The organism is Subtercola frigoramans (assembly GCF_016907385.1).
Taxonomy (GTDB): Bacteria; Actinomycetota; Actinomycetes; order Actinomycetales; family Microbacteriaceae; genus Subtercola; species Subtercola frigoramans.
Map to the genome: position 1 here is coordinate 3,152,042 of NZ_JAFBBU010000001.1, position 13,219 is coordinate 3,165,260.

General features: G+C 67.4%; 7 protein-coding genes. 3 read left to right on the forward strand and 4 right to left on the reverse strand.

From position 1 onward, the window contains the following. Nucleotides 1-56 precede the first annotated feature (56 nt). Nucleotides 57-728, reverse strand: coding sequence for a response regulator (locus JOE66_RS14745; protein ID WP_307827226.1), 672 nt, complete (start codon nt 726-728; stop codon nt 57-59). Between the two features lie 231 nt (nt 729-959). Beyond that, a complete protein-coding gene (locus JOE66_RS14750; protein WP_239518327.1) occupies nt 960-2,498 on the reverse strand; it encodes a class I SAM-dependent RNA methyltransferase in 1,539 nt (512 codons plus the stop codon). 294 nt (nt 2,499-2,792) lie between these two features. Here JOE66_RS14750 and JOE66_RS14755 point away from each other — a divergent pair, with 294 nt between their 5' ends. The 3 genes from JOE66_RS14755 to JOE66_RS14765 all read left to right on the forward strand — a co-directional run bounded on the left by JOE66_RS14755 (nt 2,793) and on the right by JOE66_RS14765 (nt 9,857). Then, nucleotides 2,793-3,449 (forward strand): Maf family protein, encoded by a 657-nt coding sequence (locus JOE66_RS14755; protein ID WP_205110655.1) that lies wholly within the window; start codon nt 2,793-2,795, stop codon nt 3,447-3,449. A gap of 192 nt (nt 3,450-3,641) precedes the next feature. Further along, nucleotides 3,642-5,441, forward strand: coding sequence for an ATP-binding protein (locus JOE66_RS14760; protein WP_205110658.1), 1,800 nt, complete (start codon nt 3,642-3,644; stop codon nt 5,439-5,441). Between the two features lie 339 nt (nt 5,442-5,780). Then, a complete protein-coding gene (locus JOE66_RS14765) occupies nt 5,781-9,857 on the forward strand; it encodes a DEAD/DEAH box helicase (protein ID WP_205110660.1) in 4,077 nt (1,358 codons plus the stop codon). 222 nt (nt 9,858-10,079) lie between these two features. On the opposite strand, the gene JOE66_RS14770 is transcribed toward JOE66_RS14765, so the two are convergent. After that, nucleotides 10,080-11,408: a putative Ig domain-containing protein gene (locus JOE66_RS14770; RefSeq protein ID WP_205110663.1), complete on the reverse strand. Its 1,329-nt coding sequence runs from the start codon at nt 11,406-11,408 to the stop codon at nt 10,080-10,082. Between the two features lie 318 nt (nt 11,409-11,726). After that, on the reverse strand, nt 11,727-13,163 hold the full coding sequence (locus tag JOE66_RS14775) for an NAD(P)H-quinone dehydrogenase (RefSeq protein WP_205110665.1): 1,437 nt from the start codon (nt 13,161-13,163) through the stop codon (nt 11,727-11,729). Nucleotides 13,164-13,219 lie beyond the last annotated feature (56 nt).

Consider the following 13,219-nt stretch of genomic DNA (forward strand, 5'->3'; position numbering starts at 1 on the left):
GTTCCGATGACTTCGGCGGTTCCAGCGACTTCGGCGAATCCGGGGCTGGGACGTCGTCAGCGCGGTGAGGTGCTGACATCGTCGATCGCCAGGATTCCGTCTTCGACCGCACGCCGCAGCAGATCGACCTTGGTGGGTGCCGGCCGCCCGACCTCCACATACTTCGCCCGCACACGGTCGAGGTACTCCCTGGCCGTCGACGGGGCGATTCCGAGCTGGGCGGCCACCGCCTTCAACGGGAGCCCAGAGGCGTACAGGTGCAGAACATCCTGCTCACGCCGGCCCAGTTGCGCCTTGGCGAACTCCTTGTCGGCATCGATCGCGCTCGCCCACTCCAGGTTGTTCAGAACCTCGCCAGCCGCCACCGTGGCTATCGCAGCCATGACGATGCGCGTCGAGCTCGCCTTGGGAATCACCCCGGCGGCTCCGGCCGCGAGGGCTTCCCGAATACTCGAGGTGCGATCGGCGATGCTGTGGATCAGAACGGATGCCCCCGTCGCCCTGGCGCGCAGAACGTTGTCGGTCACGCTCGAGCCGTCCCCGAGGCTCAGGTCCATGACCACGACGCCGACAGGCTCGCCCTCGAGAAGGGGCAGCAGGGCATCCACTGTCGCAGCGACAGCGACCACCTCGTACCCGGCTTCGCGGCAGGCGGCACGGATGCCCAGCAGCACCGACTCGTGATCGTCGACGATGGCCACACGAACCGGCTCCGGCGCGTTCGTCACGGGACACTCCCCTTTGTTCAGCACGCGATACGGCGTCACTTCATCGTAGCGCTCTCCATTTCCCCCATCCGAGGCACAGCGGTGGCACAGGCGAACGTCTGGGCTCTGGGTTTCGAAACGCGCCGCCCTCCGGCGCTGCTCAACCGGCGCACACGAAGACCGACGGTTGAGTAGCCCGGCCCGAAGGGGCAGGCGTATCGAAACCACCGACCTTGTGAACTCGCGTCCACGTCACCCGCGCGTCAGAACCCCGAGCGCCTCAACGTGGTGCGTGTGAGGGAAGAGGTCGAACGCCCGCAGGTTCCGCAGCTCGTAGCCACCCTCGCGAAAGAGCGCCAGGTCGCGGGCGAAGGCGACGGGGTCGCACGCTACGTAGGCGATCTGGGCGGGTGCGAGGTCGAGCAGCTGGCCGACGACCTGCTTGCCGGCTCCGGCCCGCGGGGGGTCAAGAATCACGGATGCCCGGGCGAGCGCCGCCCGCTCAGCCGCCGTGACGCCCCTCACCCGGTCGGCGAGGTACCTGTCGACGCGGGCAGTGACTGCCGTCGCACCGGTGACGTCGCGCAGGTTGAATTCCGCATTGGCGGTGGCACGCCAGTCGCTCTCGACGGATTCGATGCGGAGCTTGGTGCCGAACCGGTCGGCCAGCGCGCCGGCCAGCAGGCCGACGCCGCCGTAGAGGTCGAGGTTGGCCGCGGCCGGGTCGAAGAGTTCCGGCAGCAGTTGCTGCTGCAGTGCGGCCGTGAGCGTGCGTGCTGCCCCGTGGTGCACCTGCCAGAAGCCGAGCTCCTCGAGGCGGAACTCGCGCTCGCCCACGCGTTCGACGATCTGTTTGCCGGGTTTCGGGGGTGCCGGAGTGTACGAGGGGATCGAGGCGCGTGACTGCGCCGGGCCATTCGGTGGATAGCCGCCCGATGCGGCCTTCCGCGGTGCGTTGTCGTCCGAGAAGTAGCCGTCGGAATCCGCGCCGTTTGAACGCGCTGCGTTGCCGCCGGATTTCGCCGACCTGCCCGACCCGCGGCTGCTCGCTGCCCCGGGGCTGATCGCTGCCCCGCCCCTGCCACCCTCTCTGCCCTTGCCCGGCCCACGCCCACCACGGCCCGCGGCTGACTCACCCGCGTGGTCGACCGCCTCCGGCCGGTGGAGCACCACCCGCGCCCCGCGCTTCCCGTCTGAGATGACGTCGATCCTGTCGGCCCCGAAGACCCGTTCGTCGAGCGGGGCGGCGTATTCCACCGGCTGGGTGGCAAGCGGCAGGTCGGGCACGGCCACCACCCGGTGCGAGCGGGCGGCGTACGGGCCGACGATGCCCTGATCATCCACGTGCAGGCTCACGCGCGTGCGCCAGCCGAGTCCGTTGGCCGCGTCATCACCCTCCACCGCTTCGACGATCACCTCGGCCGCCAGCGGGGTGTCGAGCTTGGCGAATCGCTGCAGGGAATCGACGAGAACCTGCCGTTTGAGTTCGCGCTGCCAGCCCAGCTCGATGTGGCCGAATTCGGCGCCCCCTGCGCGGCGGTCGGGGTCACGATCGATCGACGCGGACTCCCAGACGTGCGGCCGCCGGTGCGCTGAGGGCTCAATCACCTCGATCGCCTCTGCACGCCAGAACGACTTGTGGTCGGCTGAAGAGATGCGCGCCAACACCGTCTCGCCGGGCAGCGAATCGGCGACGAACACCACGCGGCCGTCGAGCCGCGCGACCGCCACCCCGCCGTGCGCCACGTTGGTGACCTCGAGTTCGACGTTCGTGCCCACCAGTTCGCTCATGGCTCCAGCTTCGCACACACGCCTGCCGCGGTGGCCGCTGCGAGCGCGGCTCCTGTAGCGGCGGTTGCGGCAGGTGCTGCGGCTCGCGGCCGCTGGGTACCGCATCATCCCGCGGCGTCACTCTCGGCATCGGACTTGGGGCGGAGCACAGCGCACATCCCCGCGCCACAGGCCACACGTCACCCCAGCTCCGCCCGAAGTCCCCTGCGAGCTCCCACTGCGGGCGCCGTCTGCAACCGCGGCCACCCCACGCCCCTCCAACCCGGCGCCGGTCACGTCGTAGGATTGCTCGTCATGCGGCTCTATCTTGCTTCGACCTCCCCCGCCCGCCTGACCCTGCTCCGCCAGGCCGGCATCGAACCGGTCGTCGTACCCTCGAACGTCGACGAAGACGCCGCGGTCGCCGCGGTCGAAGCCGAATCGGGCCCGCTCTCGGCCGGAGCACTCGTCATTCTGCTCGCCCGCCTGAAGGCCGAAGCCGTGCAGAACGCCCTGCCCGACGGCGAACCGATCGACGGATTCATTCTCGGCGGCGACTCGGCCTTCGAGTTCGACGGCGTGATCTACGGCAAGCCGCACCTCCCCCACGTCGCCCGCGAGCGCTGGCTGAGGCACCGCGGCCGAAGCGGTGTGCTGCACAGCGGGCTCTGGATGATCGACCACCGCCTGCCGCCCGCCACCGCCTCTGAGCCCTTCCCCGCCGCCGGCGCCGTCACCTCGGCCACCGTCGAGTTCGCCTCCGACATCAGCGAGGCCGAGATCGACGCCTACGTGGCAACCGGCGAGCCGCTGACCGTGGCCGGCGCCTTCACCATCGACGGGCTGGCTGCACCCTTCATCACGCACATCTCAGGGGCACCCTCCACGGTGATCGGCATGTCGCTACCCACGCTCCGCGACCTCCTCGCCGAGCTCGGCGTGAGCTGGACCGACTTCTGGGCGACCGCCTGACCCCCGCCCCCCTGGGTGCGCGCAACGGTCCCCAAACTCGCGTTGGAGGGGACGTTTTCGCGCACCCCGTGCTGCGCTCGAGGCAGACGTCGGAATGGGCCGAGGATTTGTAGGGTCTCGCACCCGCCGGGCATCCAACTTTGTGGGCACATGCCAAAGCGATGGGCAGGTTCGCGAATAGGCTAAGGGACTATGCCCCGAATTTCTAAAGTTGTGATTGCGAACCGCGGCGAGATCGCAGTGCGGGTGATCAGGGCAGCGCGCGACTCGTCGATCGCCTCTGTCGCTGTCTACGCCGACCAGGATCGCGACGCGTTGCACGTGCAGCTGGCCGACGAGGCCTACGCGCTCGACGGCTCGACGAGCGCCGAGACCTACCTTGTCATCGAGAAGATCCTGTCGATCGCCAAGAGGAGCGGCGCCGACGCCGTACACCCGGGTTACGGCTTCCTGGCCGAGAACGCGAGCTTCGCCCAGGCCGTCATCGACGCGGGCCTGATCTGGATTGGCCCCTCCCCCGATGCCATCGAACTGCTTGGCGACAAGGTCTCGGCGCGCCACATCGCCGAGCGTGTGGGCGCCCCACTGGCCCCCGGAACCCTCGACCCCGTCTCCGGCGCCGACGAAGTGCTCGATTTCGTCGCCCTGCACGGCCTGCCGGTCGCCATCAAGGCGGCGTTCGGCGGCGGCGGCCGCGGGCTGAAGGTCGCCCGCACCGTCGAAGAGATCCCCGAGCTGTTCGAGTCGGCGACCCGCGAGGCGATCGCCGCCTTCGGCCGTGGCGAGTGTTTCGTCGAGAAGTACCTCGACCGCCCCCGGCACGTCGAAACCCAGTGTCTGGCCGACGCGCACGGCAACGTGGTCGTCGTCTCGACCCGCGACTGCTCGCTGCAGCGTCGCCACCAGAAGCTCGTCGAAGAAGCTCCCGCGCCGTTCCTCAGCGATGCGCAGAACGCCGAGTTGTACCGCGCCTCGAAGGCGATCCTGAAGGAGGTCGGCTATGTCGGCGCCGGCACCTGCGAGTTCCTTGTCGCCGTCGACGGAACAGTGTCGTTCCTCGAGGTGAACACGCGGCTTCAGGTCGAGCATCCGGTGTCTGAAGAGATCACGGGTATCGACCTGGTTCGCGAGCAGTTCCGCCTCGCCGAGGGCGGCATCCTCGGCTACGACGACCCGGCGCCACGCGGGCACTCCTTCGAATTCCGCATCAACGGCGAAGACGCCGGGCGCGGCTTTCTGCCGAGCCCCGGACCCATTCACGTCTTCAAGGCGCCCGGCGGCCCCGGCGTGCGTGTCGACTCCGGCGTGCAGGCCGGCGACATCATCTCCGGGTCGTTCGACTCCCTCCTCGCCAAACTCATCGTCACCGGCGCCACCCGAGAAGAGGCCCTCGAGCGCTCGCGCCGCGCTCTCGACGAATTCGAGGTCGCCGGGCTCCCGACCGTGCTGCCCTTCCACCGGGCAATCGTGCTCGACCCGGCATTCGCTCCGGATGCTGGCCAACCCTTCAGCATCTACACCCGCTGGATCGAGACCGACTTCGACAACACCATCGAACCGTGGAGCGGCTCGCTCGAGCGCGACACACCCGCCCCGACCCGCAGCACGGTTGTCGTCGAGGTCGACGGCAAGCGCATCGAGGTCGTGCTCCCCGACCGACTGCTGAACGCAGCGGCCGGCGGCGGCGCGGGTGCCGGTTTCGGACCCACCCTCGGCCCGGCACCCCGACGACGCGCTGGCGGTTCGGCGGGTCGGCACTCTGCAACAGGCAACGCAGTGAAGGCGCCCATGCAGGCAACCATTGTGAAGATCGCGGTTTCAGAGGGCGACAAGGTCGTCAAGGGCGACCTGATCGTCGTGCTCGAGGCCATGAAGATGGAGCAGCCCATCCAGGCGCACAAAGACGGTGTCATCGGCTCGATCGATGCCACAGTGGGCACAACGGTTTCGTCGGGTCACCGACTGCTCGAGATCGCCGACCACGCGGCCTGAGCCCTGTCCACCTGCCGCACCGAACTGACGCGACACGCCCGTCGCCGAAGCCGCCGTGGGCGTTTCGCGTCACCTCGACGGCGTGGAAGAGTGCCACGCACACATCACTCCACGTCAACCACGACTGGAACGCACCGGCCCACGCTGGATTTCAGAGCGACTCCGAGGTGCCGAGTGGTGGGATCCCGCACCGAACTGACGCGACACGCCCTTCGCCGAGGCCGCCGTGGGCGTTTAGCGTCACCTGGCGCGAAACGGAGCGGCATGGAACACCGTTCGCGAAGATGAGGTGGCCCGGCGGCGAGACCTACATCGGCTACGGCCTGCGATCATTGACGTATGTCTGAGGCCGAGCATCCGTTCGTCGATGTCGCAGACATTGTTCGTCTCGTCGGCCGCATGTCGTTCGACCGGGCGCGGGCGTATTGGCGAGCACCCGCGCTGACGGATCTCGCCTGGGACGTGGCCACGGGCAACCTGTCTGCCCGAGTGCGGGGAACCCACGTCGTGCCGTACCGCAGCAGGGTGGCCCTGACTGCAACAGCCAGCGGCCGCTTCACCGCCCGCGACGGAACCTGCACGTGCCCGGTGCAATACGACTGCAAGCACGTTGCGGCGGTGCTGCTGGCAAGCAATGCGGAACACCTGCGCGAGCGCGCTGCCGCAGGCGACTTCGGTGCACCGGATGACCGCTCCGGCCCCAGCGCTGAGAATGAGGCCTTTCTGCCCATCGACCGCGTTGCCGGCCAGCCACCGCAGGGCAGCCGTATTCCCGGTTCCGGCCCGTTTGACGACGAGGATTCGTTCGACAACAGTGGTTTGTTCGACGGATCCGGGCCGAGGTACGGGTCACCCTACGGCTCAGGTTCCGGGTCAGCGTCTGGCTCTGCATCAGGCTCAGCATCGGGCTCAGCCATGGAGCAGTGGTATCCAAGCGCTCCGAGCCTGTCCTCGGTACCTGCCCGCGAGGCAGAACCCACCGACTGGCGATCTGTGGTGGGGCGGATCACCGGAGTGCAGACTGTACCCGATGCGCCCGAGCAGACGAAGAACGCACGCTCCGGTCGGTCGCACAAGGGTCGCCCCGCACAGCCGACCCGCATGGGGCTGCAGTTCGAGATTCGCGAGATCGTTCCGCGCACGACCGAGCAGTGGCGCGGGCCCGTCTCGCGCACGGCCAAAGCGCCGGCATCCGGCGATGACGCCCGCGCCCTCCCCCGGCGGCGGCTCGGCGTGCGCCCGGTGGTGCAGACGCCGACGGGCAGTTACATCAAAGCCAATGTCACCTGGACCTCTTTCTCGCACCAGATCAACCGGCTCGGCCTGGAGCCCGCCCACCACCGTTGGTTCAGCCAGTTTGCTGCAGTGCACCGCGCCACCCGGGAGCTCTTCACGGGCCACGACACCGACTGGGTGTACCTCGACGACTTCGAGAGCCCCCTGCTGTGGCAACTTCTGCTCGAGGCCGATCGGCTGGGCATCCGGATGCTCGGCACCCGCAAGCACGCCTCCATCACGGTCTCGCCCGGTGCTTCGGTGCGCCTCGATGCCGCGACCCTGCCGTCGGGTGACCTGCAACTGACGCCGGCCGTCGTCTTCGACGAAGCACGACCTTCCGGTACCAACGGCGTCGCGGCGGGAGCGGCGGCAAGCACGGTGCCCGGTGAGCGAGCGGATGCGGCCGTTACTGCAGGCGGGCGCTCTGCAACGACCGCAAGAATCGGTTCACGCGGAAGCACAGGCCTGGGTACATCTGGCACCTCGACCGGAGTCGGAAGTGTCAGCTCACCCGGCAGCACAGGCGTCGGTTCGATCGGCGACCACGGGCTCTATGTCTTCGAACTCGCACCGCAGGCGACGGTGAGACTCGCCCCGCTCGCGGGCACGTCGGCGGGCGGGGTGCCTGTTGGGCATGGAGGCGCGCTGAGCGACGAGGTTCGCGCCATGCTGAGCCGGGCATCCGACATCGTCGTGCCGGCCGCGGAGGTGCCCGAGTTCCTCGACGACTTCTACCCGACGCTGAGGCGCGCGGTCGACGTGGCGAGCACCGACGCTGAGCTCGTGCTGCCTGAGATCGAGCCCCCTCTGCTCGTGCTGACAGCGAGATTCAGGCCGAAGAATGTGCTCGCTCTCGACTGGGCCTGGCAGTACGGCGGCGATCGCAAGCCGACGCGGCTCCCGCTTCATTCCGCGGATGGTAAGGCCGACGATGCGGGCGCCGGGCACGGCTCCGAGCCTCGCGACACCAGCGTCGAGCAGACAATTCTCGCCCGCGTGGCCGGCGTCTTCACCGCTGAAGCCGACCCGGAGGAGTTCTTCGACCCTGCCGCACCACTGAACCCGAGCCTGGTTCTGCAGGGCTACGAAGCCGCCGTCTTCACCGAGAAGACGCTGCCGGCGATCGAGGCTGTCGACGGTGTTCGGGTCGACATCGTGGGCAAGCGCCCCGACTACCGCGAGCTCACCGGCGAGCCCGAAATGACGATCACCACCGTCGAGAGCGACAAGCGCGACTGGTTCGATCTGGGCATCATCGTCAATATGGGCGGTTACCAGATCCCGTTCGGGCCACTGTTCAAGGCGCTCTCGCGCGGCGAGAAGAAGCTGCTCATGGTCGACAAGACCTATTTCTCGCTCGACCACCCCGCGTTCGACCGGTTGCGCGAGCTGCTCGCCGAGGCGAACTCGCTCGACGAATGGCAGACCGGCGCGCGCATCAGCCGGTACCAGGCGAGCCTCTGGGCCGATCTCGAGGAGCTTGCCGACGAGACCGTTCAGGCCGTGGCCTGGCGGGAGGCGGTATCGGGGCTCAACGAGGTTACGAGCATCCGGCCAGTGCCCGTGCCGCCGGCGGTGCAGGCAACGCTGCGGCCGTACCAGCAGGAGGGGTTCCAGTGGCTCGCCTTTCTGCACGAGCACGGACTCGGCGGCGTGCTGGCCGACGACATGGGGCTCGGCAAGACCCTGCAGACCCTCGCGCTCATCGCGCATGCCCGAATGGCGACGCTGCCCGCGCTCGAATCGAGCGGGGCGGTCGAGCCGGTATCTGCGCCCCTGCCTGTGCCCATGCGAGCATCTCTGCCCATGCAAGCGTCACTGCCCATGCCTGCGTCTGTGCCGATGGCTGACGCGTCGCCGTCGGCCGCTTCGGCCCTGCCCACAGCTCCGGATGCCCGGCCGCCCTTCCTCGTCGTCGCACCGACGTCTGTCGTGTCGAACTGGGTCGCCGAGGCAGCACGTTTCACCCCCGGGCTCGCGGTTCGTGGCGTGACCACGACGCAGTCGAAAGGACGCCTGCCGCTGGCCGATCTCGTGGCAGGCGCCGACATCGTGGTGACGAGCTACGCCCTCTTTCGCCTGGACTTCGAGGTCTACCAAGCGCTGGAGTGGTCGGGGCTCATTCTCGACGAGGCGCAGTTCATCAAGAACCACACTTCGAAGATCCACCGCTGCGCGACCGACTTCGACGCCCCATTCAAACTGGCGATCACCGGCACTCCGCTCGAGAACAACCTGATGGAACTGTGGTCGCTCTTCGCCGTGGTTGCACCGGGGCTCTTCCCCTCTGCGCAGAAGTTCACCGAAAGCTATGTGCGCCCGATCGAGCGCGCCCAGGGGGACGAGCTGCTGCCGAAACTGCGCCGACGAATCAGGCCGTTGCTCCTGCGCCGCACGAAGGAACTCGTGGCTCCCGAGCTGCCGGCCAAGCAGGAGCAGGTGCTTCAGATTGCGCTTGCCCCCGCCCATCGCGCACTGTACGACACGTTCTTCCAGCGGGAGCGGCAGAAGCTGCTCGGCCTTGTCGAGGACCTGGACCGAAATCGTTTCATCGTCTTCCGATCGCTGACCCTGCTGCGCATGCTCAGCCTCGACGCGTCGCTGATCGATGAGAAGTACAGTCACATTCCGTCGAGCAAGCTCGACGCGCTCTTCGAGCAGCTCGACGACGTGATCGGCGAGGGTCACCGGGCGCTCATCTTCAGCCAGTTCACTTCGTTCCTCGGTAAGGCCGCGACGAGAATGGCAGCCGCGGGAATCGCCTACGAGTACCTCGATGGCTCGACCACGAAGCGCGCTGACGTCATCGCCCGGTTCAAGAACGGAACGGCCCCGGTCTTTCTCATCAGCCTCAAGGCCGGTGGCTTCGGCCTGAATCTCACCGAGGCCGACTACGTGTTCCTGCTCGACCCGTGGTGGAACCCCGCGACAGAGTCGCAGGCGATCGACCGCACCCACCGCATCGGGCAGTCCAAGAGCGTGAACGTCTATCGCCTGGTCGCCGGCGGAACCATCGAAGAGAAGGTCATGGCCCTCAAGGAGCAGAAGGCCAAGCTCTTCGATGCCGTGATGGACGACGACGCCGTCTTCAGCTCGGCCCTCACCGCTGACGACATCCGCGGCCTGCTCGACGCCTAGTCGGTGTCGGCTACCCTTCATTCGATGATTCGCTATTCTCGAAATCGCGAATTGTATTCAGGGCTCTCAACCGACAATCGTCGACCTCGTCGACCTCGTCGATGTCGCCGACGAGCTGCGATTTGTTGACGACCGGCAAATATAGTCTCGATGTGATCAATTCTGCGGCAGTTGGCGACCCACCCTGAGGCTCGTCGACATCTTCCTTCCTCGACCCGAGCATCAGAGGCCGCAGGGGAGTGGCGAGTACCAGCAGCCGGTACTTCCCGTGGGCGGGGCGATGGTCAGAGTTACGTGCTGGGGCTCCGAGCGGCCGACGGAGTTCGTCGCGACGAGATCGAATTCGAAGGTCGACGCCGTGGTCGGAGTCCCGGAGATCACCCCGGTGACAGGGTCGAGGCGCAACCCGAAGGGCAGCGTGCCGACGACCGTGAAGCCAATCGGATCGAGGCCCGACGTTGAGGGCACTGCTGATGCATACGGTATTCCTACCTGGCCGGTGCCGGGTGGCGGCGATGATGTCAGTCTCGGCGTGAGTTCGACACGGCTGATGCTGTCTGCCGAGAAGTTCGCGGTGAAGACTGAACCGTGGGAGTCAGCGACAACGGATTCCGCATCGGGGAAACCGGGAAGCGTCGCCACGGTCGCTGCCGGGCTCCCGTCGACCTCGAAGAGCGAGATGGTGTCGTCTCCGACATTGCTCGTGTACACGTTGCCCAGCGCATCGCTGGTGATTCCGAGGGGGTATGAGCCCGACAGGTCGAACTCTGTGGCGAGATTCAGGCCTGACGGGAGTCGCGTGTCGAACTTCGACACCGTCTCGTGGGCCGAACTCACGGAATAGAGAAAGCCATGATGGTCGAAGGCGAGCGCCTGCGGCCGCACCCCCGGCCCGGCCGTTGCCCACGCCGGCTCCACCACGCCGTGGCCAGCATGGTCGAAGACGATTCGCGAGACGGTGCCGTCCCCGGAGTTGGCGGCGAACAGTGACCCGTCATCCCCGAACGCCAATGCCTGGGTGCCAGCCGCAGGGTCGAGCGCATATTCGGCGAGTACGACCCCTGCCCTCGAGACCGCGACTACTCTTTGGTCGTCGGCGGCGAGCACGTAGATGGTGCCGCTGGCGTCGGCCGCGACCGCGGACGGGTGACGGCTGTCGAAGGTGAGGCCCAGAGAGGCGTCGAACGAGGTGTTGATGGCGCCGGTGGTGGCGTCGATCATCCAGAGCTTGTCGAGCAGAGGGCTCGTGACAAACAGCGCTCCCTTCGAGTAGACCAGCGTGGTCGGCAGGGCACCCAATGGGAGCCACCCGTGAAAGACGGGGTCGATGACGCCCGCCGGAGTGATCTTCGTGACAGCGTCGTGGCCGCTGTCTGCCGTGAAAACGCTGCCGTCGTCACCCAGGGCGATGGCTGCCGGTCGGGAGCCCGCCGCGAGACTCGCGAAGGTGCTGGTGACCACGGGAGCCGCCTGCGCGGCTGTCGCTCCGCCGACAAGAACACTGCCCACGATGACGCCGACTGCCGCGAGCGAGGCAACCACCGAGGCCACGGCGGAGATTACCGAGGAGATTGGCGACGAGCGACCGGGCCGTCGGCTTGGCCACAGGCTTGGCCACCGCGTGGGCAACCCCGATTGACGCCGGGTTCGCCGTCGGCCGGCCATTCCGGTCGTGACCCCGCGGGGGCGTGGCACTGTACTCGACATCGTGGGAACCTCTCGTTCGGAACGAACCGCCTGGCTGGGGTTCAGTGACTGAAAGAGAGAATAACTCAGATAGTGCGGTTGCCTCCGCGCCTGTGGATAACCTCAAGCGGGTCAGAGACCAGTGGACGAGACCCGTGAACGAATCATCAGCCTGCGAGCAGGTCAGAGAACGATGTGCATGGCTCGCGCCGCGTCGGTGATCGACCCGGTGAGCGAGGGGTAGACCGTGAATGCACGCGAGACCTGGTCGACCGTCAAGCGGTGTTCGACGGCCAGCGCGATCGGGAAGATCAGCTCGCTCGCCTTCGGAGCCACCACGACACCGCCGATCACGGTACCCGAACCGGTGCGGGCGAACAGCTTCACGAAACCGTCTTTGATGCCCATCATCTTCGCCCGGGGGTTCTCGCTCAGCGGCAGCTTGTAGATGTCGCCCTGCGCGAGCCCCTCTTCGATCTGCCGCTGGGTCCAGCCGACGGTGGCGATCTCGGGCTGGGTGAAGATGTTGGAGGCGACATTGCGGATCTCGGTCGGGTTGACCGCATCGCCCATGGCGTGGAACACCGCTGTGCGCCCCTGCATCGAGGCGACGGATGCCAGCGGCAGGAAGGTCGTGCAGTCCCCGGCCGCGTAGACGTTCGGCACGCTGGTACGCGCGACTCGGTTGACGCGGATGTGACCAGACTCTGTGAGCTGCACGCCCGCTTCTTCGAGCCCGATGTCTGCCGTGTTGGGAATCGCCCCGACGGCCATCAGGCAGTGACTGCCTTCGACCGTACGGCCGTCGCTGAGCGTCGCCACGACACCGGTCTCGGTGCGAACCACCGAGTCGGCCCGGGATTTTGAGAGCACAGTCATGCCGTTGCGCCGGAAGACGTTCTCGATGACGGCAGCCGCGTCAGCGTCTTCACCGGGCAGCACCTGGTCGCGGCTCGAGATCAGCGTGACCTTCGCGCCGAGGGCGGTGTAGGCGGAGGCGAACTCCGCCCCTGTGACACCCGACCCGACGACGATCAGGTGCTCAGGAATCGACTGCAGCGAGTACAACTGCGTCCAGGTGAAGATGCGCTCGCCGTCGGGCATCGCGCTGGTGAGGAGCCTCGGGCTCGCCCCCACCGACACCACGATGGTGTCGCCTTCGATGCGGTCGAAATCGATGCCGTCGGGGCCTTTATTCGTCGAGACGATGACCGCGTCGCGGCCATCCATTCGCCCTTCGCCCTGAACGATGCGCACGCCGGACCGGATCAGCGTGGACTTCATGTCTTCGGACTGCTGGCGCGCCAGCCCGAGCAGCCTCTTGTTCACGGCGGCGATGTTCACGGCCACGTCGGGGCGCACAGGGCGGCCCGCGTCGGTGCGACTGAAGAACTGCACCCCGAGGTCGGCCGCTTCACCGATGGCGCTGGCGGCCTCGGCGGTCGCAATGAGCGTCTTCGAGGGAACCACATCGGTGAGCACGGCCGCACCGCCCACCCCGACGCGTTCGACGAGGGTTACTTCTGCACCGAGCTGGGCGCCGGCGATAGCCGCTTCATAGCCTCCTGGGCCGCCCCCCAGAACGGTGATTCTCTGCTTGCGCTCGAATTCATAGGCCATGGTGGCTATTCTTCCCCAGCACGGGGTGCCCGGCCAAACTGCACAGGGTGCAGCGC